The sequence below is a fragment of the Candidatus Pelagibacter sp. PS_37 genome, from assembly GCF_059417825.1.
In genome coordinates, this window is the sequence record NZ_CM182067.1 from 227,944 (window position 1) to 246,108 (window position 18,165).

Annotated in this window: 17 protein-coding genes; 14 read left to right on the plus strand and 3 right to left on the minus strand. The window is 30.3% G+C overall.

Annotation, left to right across the window (positions count from 1 at the left end; all coding sequences use genetic code 11):
• The first annotated feature begins 42 nt into the window (after positions 1-42).
• Genes AC5SL9_RS01215 through AC5SL9_RS01230 form a run of 4 tightly spaced genes read left to right on the plus strand, consistent with a single transcriptional unit; the run spans position 43 to position 4,848 of the window.
• On the plus strand, positions 43-1,365 hold the full coding sequence (locus AC5SL9_RS01215) for a glycosyltransferase family 39 protein (RefSeq protein ID WP_494574185.1): 1,323 nt from the start codon (positions 43-45) through the stop codon (positions 1,363-1,365).
• Positions 1,362-2,234, plus strand: coding sequence for a glycosyltransferase (locus AC5SL9_RS01220; RefSeq protein ID WP_494574186.1), 873 nt, complete (start codon positions 1,362-1,364; stop codon positions 2,232-2,234). The genes AC5SL9_RS01215 and AC5SL9_RS01220 overlap by 4 nt, the downstream gene beginning before the upstream one ends.
• A 5-nt stretch (positions 2,235-2,239) precedes the next feature.
• Complete coding sequence (locus AC5SL9_RS01225) at positions 2,240-3,685, plus strand: DUF1800 family protein (protein ID WP_494574187.1); 1,446 nt, start codon at positions 2,240-2,242, stop codon at positions 3,683-3,685.
• Positions 3,682-4,848, plus strand: a complete 1,167-nt coding sequence (locus AC5SL9_RS01230) for a DUF1501 domain-containing protein (RefSeq protein WP_494574188.1) — start codon at positions 3,682-3,684, stop codon at positions 4,846-4,848. Before AC5SL9_RS01225 ends, AC5SL9_RS01230 begins: the two co-directional genes overlap by 4 nt.
• Positions 4,849-4,861: 13 nt before the next feature.
• Here AC5SL9_RS01230 and AC5SL9_RS01235 read toward each other — a convergent pair whose 3' ends face one another.
• On the minus strand, positions 4,862-6,142 hold the full coding sequence (locus tag AC5SL9_RS01235; protein ID WP_494574189.1) for a Y-family DNA polymerase: 1,281 nt from the start codon (positions 6,140-6,142) through the stop codon (positions 4,862-4,864).
• Entirely contained in the window at positions 6,120-6,515 is a 396-nt protein-coding gene (locus tag AC5SL9_RS01240) for a LexA family protein (RefSeq protein ID WP_018413913.1), read from the minus strand. The genes AC5SL9_RS01235 and AC5SL9_RS01240 overlap by 23 nt, the downstream gene beginning before the upstream one ends.
• A gap of 165 nt (positions 6,516-6,680) precedes the next feature.
• Here AC5SL9_RS01240 and AC5SL9_RS01245 point away from each other — a divergent pair, with 165 nt between their 5' ends.
• From AC5SL9_RS01245 to alaS, 6 genes are all read left to right on the plus strand, one after another.
• Positions 6,681-7,250 (plus strand): SOUL family heme-binding protein, encoded by a 570-nt coding sequence (locus AC5SL9_RS01245; protein WP_018413914.1) that lies wholly within the window; start codon positions 6,681-6,683, stop codon positions 7,248-7,250.
• A complete protein-coding gene (locus tag AC5SL9_RS01250) occupies positions 7,251-7,613 on the plus strand; it encodes a GFA family protein (RefSeq protein ID WP_011281829.1) in 363 nt (120 codons plus the stop codon).
• A gap of 7 nt (positions 7,614-7,620) precedes the next feature.
• Positions 7,621-8,547 (plus strand): uridine kinase, encoded by a 927-nt coding sequence (locus AC5SL9_RS01255; RefSeq protein WP_494574190.1) that lies wholly within the window; start codon positions 7,621-7,623, stop codon positions 8,545-8,547.
• A complete protein-coding gene (locus AC5SL9_RS01260; RefSeq protein WP_494574191.1) occupies positions 8,547-9,845 on the plus strand; it encodes a TolC family outer membrane protein in 1,299 nt (432 codons plus the stop codon). Before AC5SL9_RS01255 ends, AC5SL9_RS01260 begins: the two co-directional genes overlap by 1 nt.
• Positions 9,846-9,949: 104 nt before the next feature.
• Positions 9,950-11,101, plus strand: coding sequence for a recombinase RecA (recA, locus tag AC5SL9_RS01265; protein ID WP_018413918.1), 1,152 nt, complete (start codon positions 9,950-9,952; stop codon positions 11,099-11,101).
• 97 nt (positions 11,102-11,198) lie between these two features.
• Entirely contained in the window at positions 11,199-13,868 is a 2,670-nt protein-coding gene (alaS, locus tag AC5SL9_RS01270; RefSeq protein WP_494574192.1) for an alanine--tRNA ligase, read from the plus strand.
• On the opposite strand, the gene AC5SL9_RS01275 is transcribed toward alaS, so the two are convergent.
• Complete coding sequence (locus AC5SL9_RS01275; protein ID WP_006997261.1) at positions 13,861-15,075, minus strand: NADP-dependent isocitrate dehydrogenase; 1,215 nt, start codon at positions 15,073-15,075, stop codon at positions 13,861-13,863. The two genes, alaS and AC5SL9_RS01275, sit on opposite strands and share 8 nt — an antisense overlap.
• A 77-nt stretch (positions 15,076-15,152) precedes the next feature.
• Between AC5SL9_RS01275 and AC5SL9_RS01280 the strand changes: the two genes are divergently transcribed.
• Genes AC5SL9_RS01280 through AC5SL9_RS01295 form a run of 4 tightly spaced genes read left to right on the plus strand, consistent with a single transcriptional unit; the run spans position 15,153 to position 18,131 of the window.
• Positions 15,153-15,800: a phosphatidylserine decarboxylase gene (locus AC5SL9_RS01280; protein ID WP_011281835.1), complete on the plus strand. Its 648-nt coding sequence runs from the start codon at positions 15,153-15,155 to the stop codon at positions 15,798-15,800.
• A gap of 3 nt (positions 15,801-15,803) precedes the next feature.
• Entirely contained in the window at positions 15,804-16,607 is an 804-nt protein-coding gene (gene pssA / locus AC5SL9_RS01285; RefSeq protein ID WP_006997259.1) for a CDP-diacylglycerol--serine O-phosphatidyltransferase, read from the plus strand.
• Complete coding sequence (locus AC5SL9_RS01290) at positions 16,608-17,519, plus strand: glycosyltransferase (protein ID WP_494574193.1); 912 nt, start codon at positions 16,608-16,610, stop codon at positions 17,517-17,519.
• The gene (locus AC5SL9_RS01295) at positions 17,520-18,131 is read left to right on the plus strand and encodes an RlmE family RNA methyltransferase (RefSeq protein WP_006997257.1); all 612 of its coding nucleotides are present in this window, start codon (positions 17,520-17,522) and stop codon (positions 18,129-18,131) included.
• Positions 18,132-18,165 lie beyond the last annotated feature (34 nt).

Genomic DNA, 18,165 nt, shown 5'->3' on the forward strand with positions numbered 1-18,165 from the left:
TAATACGTGTCAAGCAAGCTTAATTCATATAAAATCAATTAAATGCTAATCAATATAAACAATATAAACAAATTGTTTTATAGCTTTCTTATAATTCATTTAATTTTATGGACATTGGTTCCAACATTTACAAATAACAATTTACCACTTGATACAATTGAAGCCTTAGCTTGGGGAAGTAATTTAGATTGGGGATTTAATAAACATCCACCAGCAAGTGCATTTTTTCCTGAAGTTATTTACCAACTTTTTGGACCGCAGGATTGGGCTTATTACTTATTAAGTCAATTGCTTGTAGTAACTGCATTTATTATTGTTTTTAAATTTGCTGAAGAATTATTTAAGAATAAAACTTTAAGTTTAATATCGGTACTTCTTCTAGAAGGTATTTATTTCTATAATTTTACAACACCTGAGTTTAATGTGAATGTTTGCCAATTACCTTTTTGGTCGTTATGTGTTTATTATTCGTGGAAACTATTTGATAAAAAAGCAATTAACTTTAAGGATTGTTTTTTGCTTGGAGTTTTTGCAGCTATAGGCTTTTTATCAAAATATCTTTTTATTTATCTTTTAATATCAATAGATTTATTGTTTTTTTACATAATTTTTATAAAGAAATATCAAAAATTTGATTTCAAATATCTAATATCTCTGGAGGTCTTTATTGTTTTGTTGGTCCCCCATTTAATTTGGCTAGCTAATAATGATTATATTACAATTAGATATGGGCTAGCTAGAACAGGGCTGGAAAACTCAAGTTTATTAGATCATATAATCTACCCTTTAATATTTTTAGGCAAACAAATAGGAATATTAATTCCATTTTTTATAATGTCATTTTTTTTAATAAAAAAGATTAAGTTAAAGATGACTTTAAAAGATAAGAAATTATTGTTCTTATTATTTATTAACCTAGTTCCAATTGGATTAATGTTCTTAACTTCCATGTTAACAGGGTCTAAAATAAGAACAATGTGGATGACCCCATTTTATTTATTTTTTGGCGTACTAATTGTCTATATTTTTCAAGCTCAAATAAATCTTAAAAAATTAAATGGGTTTATATCAATATTTTTAATTTTATTTATTTTTTCACCTTTCGCTTATGCCTATATTTCAATTATAGAAACAGATAAAAGAACAGATTATTTAGGTAAAGAAATAGCAATTAAAACTGAATACTTATGGAAGCAAAATCATAAATTGCCAATAAACGTTGTGCTTGGTGATGAATGGCATGCTGGAAATTTATCATATCACCTAAATTCTAGACCAGCTTGGGAAGGGCTGATTACAAAAGATAAACTTAAGTCATTGTCAAAATTTATTTGCATCGATAATATTTGCGTAGGAAATAGATGAGCAAAATAATAATCTTAATACCCATATATAATGATTGGCAGTCAGTTTTTAAGCTAATAAAAGATATTAACTTACAAGTTTCAACATTAAGTGATGAGTTTTCAGTAATAATAATCAACGATGCCTCTATCGAGAATAGACCAGAGTTTTCACCTGATTTAAATAATTTAAAGTCTGTTCAAATTATTAATATGAAAAAAAATAGGGGACACGCTAGGTGTATTGCTTCTGGGCTTAAATATATTTATGAAAAAAAAGAATTTGATTATGTGATACCAATGGATGGTGATGGAGAAGATAGACCTGAAGAAATTAAAAATTTCATAGAACTTACAGATCAATCAGAAGATAAATCAATAGTGGGCGAGAGAGTAAAAAGATCTGAAAGTTTATTTTTCAAAATTTGTTATCTATTTCATAAATTCTTAACATTAGCCTTTACTGGTCAGTCTATACGATTTGGTAATTTTACTTGTTTGTCAAAGATAACAGTCGAGAAAATGATCAATGAAAAAGCGACATGGAATAGTTTTTCTGGTTCTTTAAAAAAAGTAGAAAAAGACCTATCATCGATTCCTTCAATTAGAGGTACTCGATATTTTGGACCATCAAAGATGAGTTTTTTTAATCTATTAAAACATTCTTTGTCAATCATTAGCGTTTTTAGAAAAACAGTTTTAATTCGTTCAGCTTTGTTTATTATTTTTTATATTCTTATTATAAAAAGCTATGCATCTATCATCACTTCAATACCTTTAATTTTATTATTGATCATGATTTATTCAATTTCAACTCTTACTTTAAGAGAAAACCTAGACGAATTTGATAAATCCCTAGAAAATATTAACGGAATTGATAAGATTAAATAATTAAAATGAAGAATTTTTTTAGAAAAGTAGCGTTTGGATTAAAACCCGATGAGGAAATCCCATCAGACCCATTAAGCTGGGCTCAAAAACAAGTTGAAGCAGTTCCCGAATTAGATTGGAAAGGTAAGTATATTTTTTCTGAAAAAGAAATGAGAAAATATTGGATTACTCAAAGAGTTGAAGAAAATACAACTTTAAGAAAAAAATTTAAAAATGATCCGCAAGGTTTTGAAAGAGCAGAGAAACAGTTAGAGTATGATACGGGTGGAAAATATTGGCCCAGCAATGAAATTTGTATAAGACATGCAGAGGGGGTCAGAAGTAATAATCCTGTATTTGCTAAACTTTGGTATTTTTGGACTAATCATTTCACAATAAGTCAAACACAAAGACTGCATCAATATTCAACTGGGGCTTATCAAAGAGAATTTATAAGAGCTAACATGGACAAAAATTTTGAAACAATGGCCACAGAAGCAACTATTGCTTGGCCAATGATAATGCATTTAGATAATAAAGATAATATTGGTCCCAAATCTGAGAGTGGTAGACAAGAGTGGAGAAGAAAAGAAAAAAAACCAGCGACGCTTAATGAAAATCATGCAAGAGAATTAATGGAGCTTCACACAATATCTCCTAAAGGAGGATACTCACAAGAGGATGTTCAAGAACTTGCAAAGATTATGACTGGGTGGAGGCCTAAATGGACAAAAAAATCTGATCATGGAACAGACATAAAATTTATGTCTGATCGCCATGAACCCGGAAAAAAAAAAGTTTTAGGAAGAGAATATAAAAAAGGAAGAAAAAGTTTAAAGATTGTAATTAAAGACCTAGTAAATCATCCCTCATGTAGAGAATTTATTGCAACAAAGCTTTGTAGATATTTGATTACTGATAATCCAACAAAAGACATGATTGTTCCAATTATAAAAGCATGGGAAAGGTCAGATGGATATTTACCTGAAGTTCATAAAGCTGCAATTAAAGTTGCCTTTGAATATAATGACAAATATCAAAAATTCCAAAATCCTGAAAATTGGTGGTTACAAGTAATTAATATGTCAGGCGCTGGATATGCTTATCCTGTTCCAGAAAAAATGATGGATAAATTTCAATTAGGCTATCCAGTTGCTCAAAATTTAAGAGAATCTGACTGGCGTTTAGAAGATATAGGATGTCATCCATACAGATCGCAACAACCCAACGGATACTCTGATATCTCAACTGATTGGTTGTCTACTGAATTAATAATCAGAAGATTGATGTATGCTAAAGAAGCTTTTTTTAAATATAAAATTAAAGATCAATTAGATGACAAGATTCATGAAAAAATTATACGAACAAATTTTGATAATCCAGATAAAATATTAAAGATAGTATCAAAAGCTAAGAGTAATGAAGAAAAACATATGATTTTGTTCAATCTACCAGAGGTATTAAGAGCATGAAGATATCAAGACGAGATTTTTTAAAAGGTTCTGCTACAACCTTATTTTTAGCAGGATTTAACCTTCCAGCTTTAGCAACTGTATCAAAGAAAAAAAACTTAGTAGTTATTATGTTGCGTGGAGGAATGGATGGTCTTTGTGCAGTTCCGGTAATTGGAGATAAAAATTTTGAAAAGAGAAGAAAAAATATTCTAATTGAAAATACAATTAAACTTAATTCTGATTTTGCATTACATCCACGATTAAAAGGATTTAATGAGTGTTGGAAAGAGAACACAGGGTCAATAGTCCATGCAACCAGTATTCCCTATACACAAAGATCACATTTTGAAGGTCAAAATTTAATGGAGACTGGAGGAAGAGTTGCTTATAAAGAAAAAACAGGATGGGTTGGTAGAGCCATGAAACTTGCAAAACTTCAAGGTGATGGACTAGCACTTTCACTACCAATGCCTTTGTTACTAAGAGGTGTACCAAAAAATAACAATTATTTTCCAGCTAGTGGAAGACTTCCACGAAAAGAAACTTTGGATCTTTTAAGATCAGTTTATGCTGAAAGTTCTGAAGATGAACTTTTAGAAATGATGAATTACATAAAAAAAAGAAAAGATGAGCAAATGATGGGTGGTTCCTCAGGTCATGGAAAAAGAAAAAATAAAAATCTTGCAAAACAAGCTGCGGTATATTTAAGAAAATCAGATGGTCCGAGAGTTGCTGTATTTGAAGTTAATGGCTTTGATACTCATGCTGCACAAGGTGGAGTAGATGGTACCCATACAAAATGTTTAGTTGAAATGGACGATATTATTAAGAATTTAAAAGAAAATCTTAAAGAAGCTTATAATGATACAGTTATTTTAACAGTGACTGAGTTTGGAAGAACAATAAAACAAAATGGTGGAAATGGAACAGAGCACGGTTATGGAACAGCAATATTTATGGCAGGGGGGTTATTAAAGAAAAGCCAAGTACATACTGATTGGCCAGGGCTAAAGAGAAAAGAAATGTATGATGGTAGAGATCTTAATGCAACAATTGATGCTAGATCAGTTTATGCATCAGCAATGTCGACAGTGTTTGACTTAGACTTTAAGCGTATCCAAAAAGATGTGTTTTGGGGTGAAGACTTACAAAATTTATCTGACAAGTTATTTAAAGCTTAATTAACAGTCATCTTTAATTAGCTCTAATCGTTGGTAGTGAATGAAAATCAGCTGTATCTATCTTGGAGGAGTGCTCTCTTTTCATATTCCACTTCTTGTTAACTCCAGCGCTAGCTAAACTTAATGTTGATCGTCCATACTTATAATTTGTGCTATCAATAGATCTCATTAAGCCTTTAATTTTCTCATCTTTTTCAGTGGAAAATAGATTTGTACTGCCACTTGAACTAACTAAACCAGTCAATGTTATGCCTGCTTTTTGATATCTGTATCCATTAATAAAGATTTCATTTAAAGCAATCAAAGCAGTTTTAACTATTTCAATACTATTATTGGTAGCTATTGGAAAATCTATAGTTTTAGCATTTGAATAATACACCCCTCTATTTTGAAAAGGGCTTGTTCTAACAGACACAGTTATTGATTTTGCTATTAAAGATTCTGATCTAATTTTTTCTGAAGCATTTAAACAATAACTTGCAACTGCCTCTTCTAACTCTTGAAACTTTTCAACCCTTGTACCAAATGACCTTGACACTACACAACTTTTTCTTTTTGAAGTTTTAGTTTCTAACGGTATACAAGGAATACCTCTAAGCTCTAATGCCGTTCTGGAACTTAAAACATTAGAACTTTTTTTGATCCAAGTATTTGACATATTTTTTAATTGTTTGGCATTATAAATTCCATTTTGATGATAAAATTTTGTCATCTGTTTACCAACTCCCCACACATCATTGATATCTATTTTTTCTAATAGCGGATCAATATTTTCAATTCCTATTAAGTTCGTAACACCAGATTGTTTTTTCTTTGCTATATGATTTGCAATTTTGCTTAGCGTTTTTGTTTTAGCAATACCAATGCTAGTTGGAATTCCTGTCCATTGTAAAACAATGCTTCTAATTTCTTTTCCCACATCTTCTACCTCATCATCTGGATAATTACTCAAATCTAAAAAAGCTTCATCTACTGAATATATTTCTAACTCAGGATTAAATCTTTTTAAAGTTCTCATCACTCTTCTAGATAAATCTCCATACAAAGAATAATTTGAAGAAAATACATAAACTTTATTTTTAAGTATTATTTCTTTAGCTTTAAAGTAAGGCTCACCCATTTTAATACCAAGAAACTTTGCCTCATTTGATCTTGCAATAATGCAGCCATCATTATTCGACAATACGACAACTGGCTTATTTCTAATCTTAGGATTGAATAATCTTTCACAGGAAACATAAAATGAATTACAATCTACTAATGCTATTTTCTTAGTACGTTGAATGGATGACATAAGTCACAACTCCCCAAATAAACACTTCAGTTTCATCTCCAATAATTATTTTATCTTCAATATTTTTTGAACCTGATGTTAAAAATTGACCATCTTTTGATTTAACAAAACTTTTAACAACTAACTCATCATGAACATTTGCAACCACTGTTGAAAAATTTTTAGGTTTTAAGCTTCTATCAATAACTAATAAGTCACCATCATAAATACCAACATCAGTCATCGATTTTCCCTGAACTCTAATGATAAAAGTTGCAGGAACATTTTTGATTAAGTGAACATTAAGATCTACATCTTCTTCAATGTAATCTGTTGCAGGAGAGGGAAAGCCAGCTCCAGCTTTATGCAAGTAAAAGGGAATAGTTAATTTCATGTTCTTGTTTTGTTCTAATTTATAGACTAGTTATACAGTACACGCAATAGGTTGTATTTTGAGTCTGTAACTGAATCAAAGGTGAATCAAAACGTGAACATTGAAACTACATTTTGTGCTCTTGTGGATAACTTCAACCAGAGATAGTTTAAGCTTCATATTAAAATGAAAAAATTTCTATCAATTGTGTTTCTTGGCTTAATTATAACTTCTAACAGTATGTCATATGAAGAAGCAAACTATGAAGTAGTGAAAAAAAATGAAGTTTATGAAATCAGAAAATATTCTGATCGTTTAGCAATTGAAACAGATATATCAAATGAAGGCAACAGTTTTAGAAAATTATTTAACTACATATCAGGCAACAATGATAAAAATGAAGAGATTAAGATGACAACACCAGTCACCCAAATGCAAAAAAAAGGAAATATGACCATGCAATTTTATTTACCTTCAAGATTTAATAAAGAAAACATACCGAGCCCGTCTAATCCAGATGTTAAAATATTAAATATTAAAGGTGGTTATTATGCAGTTATTAGATACTCAGGAAGGGCTTCTGATAAAAATTTTATTAAACATAAAAGCATTTTAGAAAATGAATTAAAAAAAGATAATATGATAATTTTGAGCCCACCTATTAAAGCAACTTACGATGGACCTTTCACGCTACCCATGAATAGAAGAAATGAAGCAATGTTTGAAATAAATATAAAAAATAAAGGAGAAATATAAATGAAAAAACTAACATGTCACTGTGGAGAAGTAGAAGCAGAAATAAACATGCCTGATAACTTAGAAAAAGTTTTAAAATGTAATTGTTCTATTTGTAAAAGAAAAGGAGCAATAATGTCTATGGTTAAGAACGAAGATTTTAAAATAATTAAAGGTGAGGATAAGTTAAAACTTTATCAATTTCATTCAAAAATTGCGAAACACTATTTTTGTTCGAACTGCGGAATTTATACACATCACAATCCAAGAGCCAATCCAGCTATGACAGGATTTAATCTTGGATGCGTAGATGAAATAAATACGTTTGAATTAGAAAATGTTGCAGTCAATGATGGACAAAATCATCCTCTAGACAATAAGTGATTTTTTTATGCAAGCAGTTAATGATTGTTTTAAAAAAGTAAAAAAAGATTGTTTTAAATTTATCTCTTCTCAAGAAACTAAGAAGGATAAATTTAAAAATAAAGATAAGATGATCAAATCCTTTTTAATACCTGTTAGTTTTTGGATAGCAAAAAAAGTTAATAAAAAAAGACCATTAATGATAGGTTTAGCTGGAGGACAAGGGTCAGGCAAAACAACTATCTCATCAATTTTAACTTTAATTTTAAAAAAATATTTTAAGTTAAATGTTTTTAAAGTTTCTATTGATGATTTTTATAAAACAAGAAAAGACAGAATATTATTGTCTAAAAATAAACACCCTTTATTAATGACAAGAGGAGTACCAGGAACTCACGATGTAGATTTAATGTTAAATTTTTTTAAACAGATTAAAGATAAAAACTTTAAAAGTTTACAAATTCCAACATTTGATAAAGCAATAGATGATAGGTGCCAAAAGAGTTTATGGTATAAAATCAAAACAAAGCCTGATGTGGTTATTTTTGAAGGTTGGTGTGTTGGAGCAAGAGCTCAATCAAGTAGCCAACTTAAAAAACCAATTAACTCACTTGAAAAAGTTTATGATCAAGGAACTAAATGGAGAACCCATGTTAACAATCAATTAAAAACTAAATATAAAACCTTATTCAAACAATTAGATGGATTACTGTATCTAAAGGCTAAAAACTTTAACTTATTAAGAGAATGGAGATTAAAACAGGAGCGAAAGCTCTGGGTTCAAACAAAAAACAAGAAAAACCTAAAGATTATGAGCAGTGGAGATGTGATAAACTTTATGCAGACTTATCAAAGAATTACTCAACAAATGTTTAAAGATGCGATAAAAAGCTCATCAGTTATAATGAATTTAAATAGTAATCATCAGATTGAAAAAATAAAATTTAAAAAATAATGAAAAAAATAATATTAATATCCTTAGCTATTATTCTTTTTAATGGAAAAGCTTTTTCAGTACCTTTATCAAAAGCATTGTTACAAGCGTACAATGAAAACCCGGTATTAAATGCAGAACGTGAAAATATTCAAGTTTCTAGAGAAGATGTAAAAATATCAAGAAGTGAATTTTTACCAAGTGTAACACTATCAGGTTCTAAGAGCCAAGAAAATACAGAAAAGTTAACTGATGGAACAGGTGCTAATTCATCTTTTACTGATGTCGATCCAAAAACTCAATCAATAAATATTGAGCAAAAATTATTCCAAGGATTTGCAGGTATAGCTAGCATGGAAAAAAGTAAAATTGGATTAACTTTAGCTGAGGCAAAACTTTTAAAAACCGAACAGGAGATTTTGTACCAAGCTATTGAAGCTTATTCAGGTTTAGTTTTTTCTGATGAAAAACTTAAGATTAATCAAGATAACGTTAACCTTTTAAAGAGGCAAGTTGAGACCAATCAAGCAAGATTAGAAAGAGGTCAAATTACTATATCTGATTTAGCACAATCTGAGTCTTCACTTGCAGGTGCGCAAGCACAATTTTTACAAGCAAAAAATGAAACAATTACAGCTAAGCTAACCTATGAAAAAATTATAGGCCCAATTGTAAATACTAATACTTTGAGCAAGAATTCAGATTTAACTTTTGAATTACCAAAAGATTTAAATGAAGCAATTGAAATTTCAAAAACAACTAATCCAAATTTAATTATTTCAAGGTTAGAGTATGAACAATCTGAACAAGATGTAGCTATAGCCAGATCTGATCTATCACCGTCTGCATCTTTATCCTTTAATAGTTCAAAATCAGACAATGTAAGTTCAAGTATTGGAGAGCGTGATAAAGAAATATTAAAAGCAACTATTTCATGGCCAATTTTTAATGGTGGAAAAAATACTGCCTCATTAAATAAAAGTAAAAATTTGAAAAATAGAAAAAAATTATTATTAGATAATACCTTAAAAACAAATGATGCAAATATTGCAAGTGCATGGTCAAGCTTTCAAGTATCAAAAAGTTTATTGAATTCAGTTACTGCGCAAGTTAAAGCTGCAGAAACGGCAAACGAAGGAATAACAGTTGAATATGAAACAGGTCTTGGAAGATCTACACTTGATGTTATTCAGTCAAACTCAATTTTATTAAACTCAAAAATAAGCCTAGCAAATTCTGAAAGAAATTATTTACTTTCACAATTTAAACTTCTTCAAGCCATTGGTTTGTTGAATAGCAATTACTTAAAAATACAGTAATTAAGCCATTTTATTATAAAAAAAATAACTATTGAAAATAAGAACAAAATGTGTACATTTAAGAGACGATTCGAACACTAATTATTTAATAAAAAAGGCATAAAATGACTAAAAACAACCTAAAAGTAGTTAAATCTACAAAAGCGCAACAATCAGAAGGCAACGAAAAAAACAAAGCTTTGGACGCGGCAATGAGCCAAATTATCGATAATTTTGGAAAAGGATCAGTAATGAAACTTGGCCAAAGAAGAGCGATGGACGTCGAGTCTATTTCAACTGGATCATTAAGTTTAGATGTAGCGCTTGGAATAGGTGGTTTACCAAAAGGAAGAGTTATTGAAGTCTATGGACCAGAATCATCTGGTAAAACAACTTTAGCATTGCAAGTATTAGCAGAAGCCCAAAAAGCTGGAGGAATTTGTGCGTTTATAGATGCAGAGCATGCCTTAGATCCAATTTATGCAAAAAAACTTGGTGTAGATACTGAAGAATTATTAATTTCACAACCTGATACTGGCGAACAAGCTTTAGAAATAGCTGATACTTTAGTTAAATCAGGATCGATTTCTGTTATCGTAATTGACTCTGTTGCAGCGCTAACACCTAGAGCTGAAATTGAAGGAGAAATGGGAGATCACCATGTAGGACTTCAATCAAGATTAATGAGTCAGGCTTTAAGAAAACTAACAGGCTCAATCTCAAGCACGAACACAATGATGATTTTTATTAACCAAATTAGAATGAAAATTGGAGTTATGTTTGGAAGTCCAGAGACTACATCTGGTGGAAATGCACTTAAGTTTTATTCATCTGTTAGAATGGATATTAGAAGAATTGGTGCCATTAAAAATGGAGATGAAATTATTGGTAACTCAACAAGAGTTAAAGTGGTTAAAAATAAAGTAGCACCACCATTTAAAGTTGTTGAATTTGACCTAATGTACGGCAAAGGTATTAGTAAAGTGGGTGAATTAGTTGACCTTGGTGCAAAAGCTGACATTGTTGAAAAAGCTGGAGCTTGGTATGCTTATAAAGGTGAAAAAATTGGCCAAGGAAGAGAAAATGCTAAAACTTATTTAGAGCAAAATCCTAAAATTGCAGCAGAAATTGAAATGGCAATTAGAGAAAAGGCTGGAGTGATAGCAAAAAAAATTGAAGGTAATCCACTAGATCCAGAAAAAGCAGCAAAAGATCAAATAGAGGAGCCTAAACTGGAAACAAAGGAAGAAGTAACACCTCCATCTAAAAAGAATTAGTTAAAGTCATCTTTAATTATTAAAAGGCGCTTAATTTAAGCGCCTTTTTTCCCTACACTTATCTAGACATCAAATAAAAAAGCTGTATTTTAATTATATGGCTGACAAAACGTTAAATCAAATCAGAACAACTTTTTTAGATTATTTTGAAAAAAATGATCACAAGATTGTTGAATCTAGTAATTTAGTTCCAAATAATGATCCGACATTAATGTTTGCAAATTCAGGAATGGTACAATTTAAAAATGTATTTACTGGATTAGAGAAAAGAGACTATGTAAGAGCAACAACTTCGCAAAAATGCGTAAGGGCAGGTGGTAAGCATAACGACCTTGAAAATGTAGGCTATACACCAAGACACCATACATTTTTTGAAATGCTTGGAAATTTTTCATTTGGAGATTATTTTAAAGAAGAGGCAATTAGTTACGCATGGAATTTAATAACTAAAGAGTTCGGAATTGATAAAAATCGCCTGTATGTAACAGTTTATCATGACGATGAAGAAGCATTTAACTTTTGGAAGAAAATAGCTGGTTTTAGTGATGATAGAATAATCAAGATAGCAACGTCAGATAACTTTTGGTCAATGGGTGATACAGGGCCTTGTGGACCATGTTCTGAAATATTTTATGATCACGGTGATCATCTAGAGGGTGGTTTACCTGGCACTAAAAACGAAGATGGTAATAGGTTTATAGAAATATGGAATTTAGTATTCATGCAATATGAGCAAATTTCAAAAGATAAGAGAATAAATTTACCAAAACCATCTGTGGATACGGGTATGGGTCTTGAGAGAATAGCGGCACTATTACAAGGAACACACGATAACTACGAAACAGATCATTTTAAAAAACTAATACTATCTGCATCTGACACATTAAACGTTAAAGTAACTGATGATAATCAATCAAGCTTTAGAGTAATAGCAGATCATTTACGAGCAAGTTCATTTTTATTAGCAGAAGGAGTTTTACCTTCTAATGAAGGCAGAGGATATGTGCTTAGAAGAATTATGAGACGTGGAATGAGACACTCACATTTACTTGGTTCTAAAAAACCAGTTTTCTATAATATTTTTAAAACGCTTCTAGAAGAAATGTCTAATAATTATCCAGAACTTGAAAGAGCACAATCTTTAATAAAAGAAACATTAAAAACAGAAGAAGAAAAGTTTTTGGTTTTATTAGATAGAGGGATAAAAATATTAAATGAAGAGCTAGAGAAAGTAGAAAAGATATTGCCTGGTGAAGTGGCATTTAAGCTTTATGATACATTTGGTTTTCCATTAGATTTAACAGAAGATATTTTGAAAAATAAATCAATGACTGTCGATGGGGAGAAGTTTGATTTATTAATGAAAGAAAGTAAAAAATTAGCAAAAAAAAATTGGAAAGGATCAGGGGATAGTTCGGTAGATCAAATTTGGTTTGATATAAAAGATCGTTTAGGGGCAACTGATTTTTTAGGATATTCTACAGATAAAGCAGAAGGTGTAGTCACTTTAATTCTTAAAAATAATAAAGAGGTTCAAGATCTACAAGAAAACGATGAAGGCATTATAATAACAAATCAAACACCATTTTATGGAGAGTCAGGAGGACAAGTTGCAGATACTGGAATAATCTCTAAAGAGATTTTTGAATTTGAAGTGTCTGATGTTCAAAAAAAATTAGGGGATTTATTTGCTCATTACGGAAAAGTTAAAAAAGGTTCAGTTAAACTAAAAGACAGTGTTGAATTAAAAATAGATACACAGAGAAGAAATAATATTAGAGCTTACCATTCTGCCACTCATTTGTTGCACGAAGCATTAAGAAGAGTTTTGGGTGAGCATGTAACCCAAAAAGGATCTTTAGTTCAATCTGATCGATTAAGATTTGATTTTAGTCATATGAAACCTATTTCAGACGAAGAGATTAGAAAAATTGAACATTATGTAAACTCAATAATTGAAAAAAAGTCAGAGGTGAAAACAAGAATAATGACACCAAAAGAAGCTGTTGAAAATGGTGCCTTAGCTTTATTTGGAGAAAAATATGGCGATGAAGTTAGAGTTTTGTCTATGGGAGATGAAGAAGGTAAATTTTTCTCAACTGAATTATGTGGAGGAACTCACGTTGTAAACACAGCTGATATTGGAAAATTTAAGATTATTAGCCAATCATCTATTGCTGCAGGCGTAAGAAGAGTTGAAGCATTAAGAGATGTGCAGTTAACTGATTTTTTAAAAGAAAAAGAAAACCAATCCAATTTGTCGGATCAAAAAAATGAGGCAGTTATAAAAGAATTAGAGACAAAGATTATTAAATTAGGAGGAAAACCTAATCTTCAAAACAAGGATCAAGTAACTTTAATAAAAGACCTTAATAAACAATTTGATCAACTTTCAGTTATCTCAATATTAAAAGATAAAGATAAAAATAAAGTCAACGATCAAACTATCAATGGATTTAAAGTTAGATTTCAAAATATTATGGATTTACCATTTAAGGATTTACGTAAGCTAATCGATGAAGGCAAAAAAGAAATTGGTGAAGGGTTAGTTATAATTTATGCAATCAATGATAATAAAGTTGGCTTAGCTGTAGGTGTTACCAAAACATTAGAAAAAAAGTTTGATGCTGTAAAAATTGTTAGAGCTGGTTCAGAAGTTATTGGGGGTAAAGGCGGTGGTGGCAGAGCTGACTTTGCACAAGCCGGAGGAACTTTGCCTGATAAAATTGAAGAGTCTTTTGAAAATATTAAAAAATTAATTAATTAAGCTTTTTCTTAAGCTGACCATCTAATTCATCTAAAAATTGATTAGTCGTTAGATAATTACTTGAGGGCCCAATTAAAATTGCCAAATCTTTTGTCATTGATCCATTTTCAACACAATCAATACAAACTTTTTCTAATGTAGTTGAAAATTTAATCAAATCTTCATTACCATCTAATTTTCCTCTATGTGCCAAACCTCTAGTCCAAGCAAAAATTGAAGCAATTGGATTTGTAGAAGTCTCTTTACCTTCTTGATGCATTCTGTAGTGCCTAGTTACAGTTCCGTGAGCCGCTTCTGCTTCCATAGTTTTTCCATCTGGTGCAAGAAGAACACTTGTCATTAGCCCTAATGATCCATAACCTTGAGCCACAGTATCAGATTGAACATCTCCATCATAATTCTTACAAGCCCAAATATATTTACCACTCCATTTCATAGCACAAGCAACCATGTCATCAATTAGTCTATGCTCATAAGTAATGTTAAGTTTATCAAAATCAGATTTAAACTCTTTATCAAAAATATCTTGGAAGATATCTTTGAACCTACCATCATAAATTTTTAAAATAGTATTTTTTGTAGAAAGATAAACAGGCCATTTTTTAATTATTCCATAGTTAAAGCAAGATCTTGCAAAATCTTCTATAGATTTATCTAAATTGTACATCGATAAAGCAATTCCTGGTCCAGGAAAGTTAAAGACCTCATATTTAATTTCATCACTGCCATCTTCTGCAGTCCATTTTATTTCCATTTTACCTTTACCAGGTACTTTAAAATCTGTTGCTCTATATTGATCGCCAAAAGCATGTCTTCCAATAATTAAAGGATCTGTCCAAGTTGGAACAAGTTTTGGAATATTTTTACAAATTATAGGCTCTCTAAAAACTGTACCTCCAAGAATATTTCGTATCGTTCCGTTTGGAGATCTCCACATTTTTTTTAATTTAAACTCTTCAACTCGTGCTTCATCCGGAGTAATTGTTGCACATTTTATACCAACACTATGTTCTTTAATTGCGTTAGCAGAATCTATTGTTATTTGATCATCGGTATCGTCACGACTTTTCATACCAAGATCGTAGTATTTAATATCCAAATCTAAATAAGGCAAAATCAGTTTACTTTTGATGAATTCCCAAATGACTCTAGTCATCTCATCACCGTCTAGTTCAACAACTGGATTTTTAACCTTTATTTTAGCCATAAATGAATAATATATATTAGTAATTGTAATTTAGTGCTTTATATACATATTAATAAAAAATTATCAAATAGAAGCTTATGTTAGAGAAAATTTTCCCAAAAATTCATTCTGAAGGTTACAAATTTTTAGCGATAGCTATCATTGTAACAATATTTTTATATGTCCTGAGCACTTTTCTAGGATTAATTGGTCTAGTATTATCGATATGGGTTTATTATTTTTTTAGAGATCCAGAGCGAATTTCAATAAATGATGAAAACTATCTAACCAGTCCTGCTGACGGTGAAGTTTTGATGGTCCATGAAGTAGATGGTCCAAAAGAATTAGGTTTAGAAGATAGAAAATTTACTAAGATTAGTATCTTTATGAACGTATTTGATTGTCACGTAAATCGAACTCCTTGTGAAGGTAAAATTTCAGAAATACTTTATAAGCCTGGAAAATTTTTAAATGCATCACTTGATAAAGCAAGTGAAGACAATGAAAGAAACTATTACAAGATAACAAATACTCATGGCGAAGAAATAATAGTTGTTCAAATCGCCGGTTTAATTGCCAGAAGAATTGTTTGCGAATCTTCAAAGGATCAACAATTACAACAAGGTGAAAGAATTGGTATGATTAGATTTGGAAGTAGAGCTGACGTTTATTTTGAGAATTATGAATCGTTAGTTAAAGTTGGACAAAAAACAATTGCTGGTGAAACACTATTAGCTAAAAAGTAGCTTATGGAACAACCAAAAAATAATTTTAAAATAGTATCAGATAAAAAAGCTAGAATGCTTTTGCCTAATGCACTGACATTAATAAATGTGTGTATTGGATTAAGTTCCATTAAATTTGCATTAGATGAAAAGTTTGAATTATCTATTATAGCTATTATTTTTGCCGCAATTTTTGATGCATTAGATGGCAGAGTTGCAAGGATGTTAAAAGGAACTTCTTTAGTTGGAAAAGAATTAGACTCATTAGCAGATTTAATTAGCTTTGGAGTAGCTCCAGCTTTTATAATGTATTTTTGGTCTTTAAATAATTTAGGTAAATTTGGCTGGTTACTCACAATGATTTTTGTAGTTTGTGTTGCTCTTAGACTTGCAAGATTTAATGTAAGTTCAAACTCTGAGCCATCATGGAAAGATAATTACTTTGAGGGTGTGCCGTCACCTGCAGGTGGAATTTTGGTATTGATGCCTTTAATATTAAGTCTAAGCGAGATAAATTTAATCAAAATTAATTACGATATAGTAGTACCAATACTGTTTATTTTGATATCATTTTTATTGATCAGTAAAGTACCTACATTTGCATTTAAAAAAATTTCTATTCCTCGTCACTTGACAATTTTTGCATTGTTTGGTGTTGTTTTATTTTTTGGACTTTTATTAATATACACATTTAAAGTTTTGGTCATTTGTGGATTAATCTATATTTGCTTAATTCCAGTTGGATATTTTAGTTATCAAAAAATTTATAAACAGAAAATTTTAAATGGTGAAAGTGACACTAAAGAAGACCTTGAAGACATTCTATAGATGAAAAAAAATGTAATTGTATCTCTGGCAGACTCAAATTACTTTGAATTACTAAATGAATTGGTCGATTCTATTAAAAGTTTTGAACAAAGCAAAGATACAGCAATTTGCATTCTAGATGCAGGTTTATCCGAGCAACAAAGAGCTATATTATCTAAAAAAGTAGACGAAATTAAATCAGCCGAATGGGATATTGATGTTCCAGCATTTAAAGTTAAAGGAAGAGAATGGTTAAAGAGTCAGGTATCTAGAGCTTTCTTACCAAAATATTTTCCTAGTTATGAAAAATTCTTATGGATAGATTGTGACGCTTGGGTAGGGGATTGGAATTCAATAGAGCTTTATTTTAAGGCCTGTGAAGATGGAAAATTAGGAATTACTCAAACCTTTACACCAGGATATAAAATAATGTCCAAAGTTAAATGGATATTTGGACAATTAGCAATAATTAAATCTCAAAATTTTAAACATGCAATAAAGTCAAAAATTGGAATAGATAAAGCGCGGAAACTTGCTTTCGCCCCACATATTAATATTGGTGTTTTTTCTTTAGAAAAAAATTCAGTTGGCTGGACGACTTGGCAAAAAAATTTAGAACAAACACTTAAAGCTGGAAATATTTTTGGTTCAGAACAATTGGCTATTAACATGTCAGTTTACATTGACGATTTAGAAACAGAGTTCCTACCTCATAATTGCAATTGGTTAGTTAGTAATCTTTTACCAAAATTTAATGAAAAAGAAAAAAGCTTTGTGGAGCCTTACTTGCCCAATCATAAACTGGGTATAATACATCTTGCATCTGGGATTTGGGATGGAGATAAAGACATGAGATTACATAGAGAAGTAAAGATAGATATAAAAACTTTAGAGGGTAAAATTTTATCAAAAAGCTTAAGGTTTGGTCATTAATTGAAAAAAAATAGAATTTCTAAAAACTGGATTAATAAACAAAAAAGAGATATTTATGTTAGACAATCTCAGGTAGACGGGTATCGAGCCAGATCAGCATATAAATTAATAGAAATAGATGAAAAATTTAAGATATTTAAAAATGGAATATCTGTAATCGATTTAGGGGCATCACCTGGTAGCTGGTCTCAATATATTTCAAGAACAGTAAAAAGTGGAAGGTTGGTTTCAATCGACTTAAAAGGTATGGAAGAAATTGAGAATACGATCCAAATCAAAGGTGATTTTACTGATTTAGAATCTCAAGAAAAAATAAAAGCTTTATTCAAATCAAAAGTGGATGTTGTTGTCTCTGATATGGCTGTAAATACAACGGGTATAAAAGATATAGATGCAATTTATACTGGTGAACTTGCAATGGAGGCTATGAATTTTTCCAAAGAAATGTTGGTTAAAGAAGGACGATTTGTCTCTAAGATTTTTCTAGGCTCATCATTTAACGAAATTGTTGCTTTGGGCAAAAAATTATTTAAAGAAGTGAAGGTGTTTAAACCCAAGTCTAGCAGAAAAGAATCTAAGGAAAGTTTTATTATTTGTAAAATCTTAAGATAGGGACTTTTTTTTTGAGGGGAATCATATATAAATG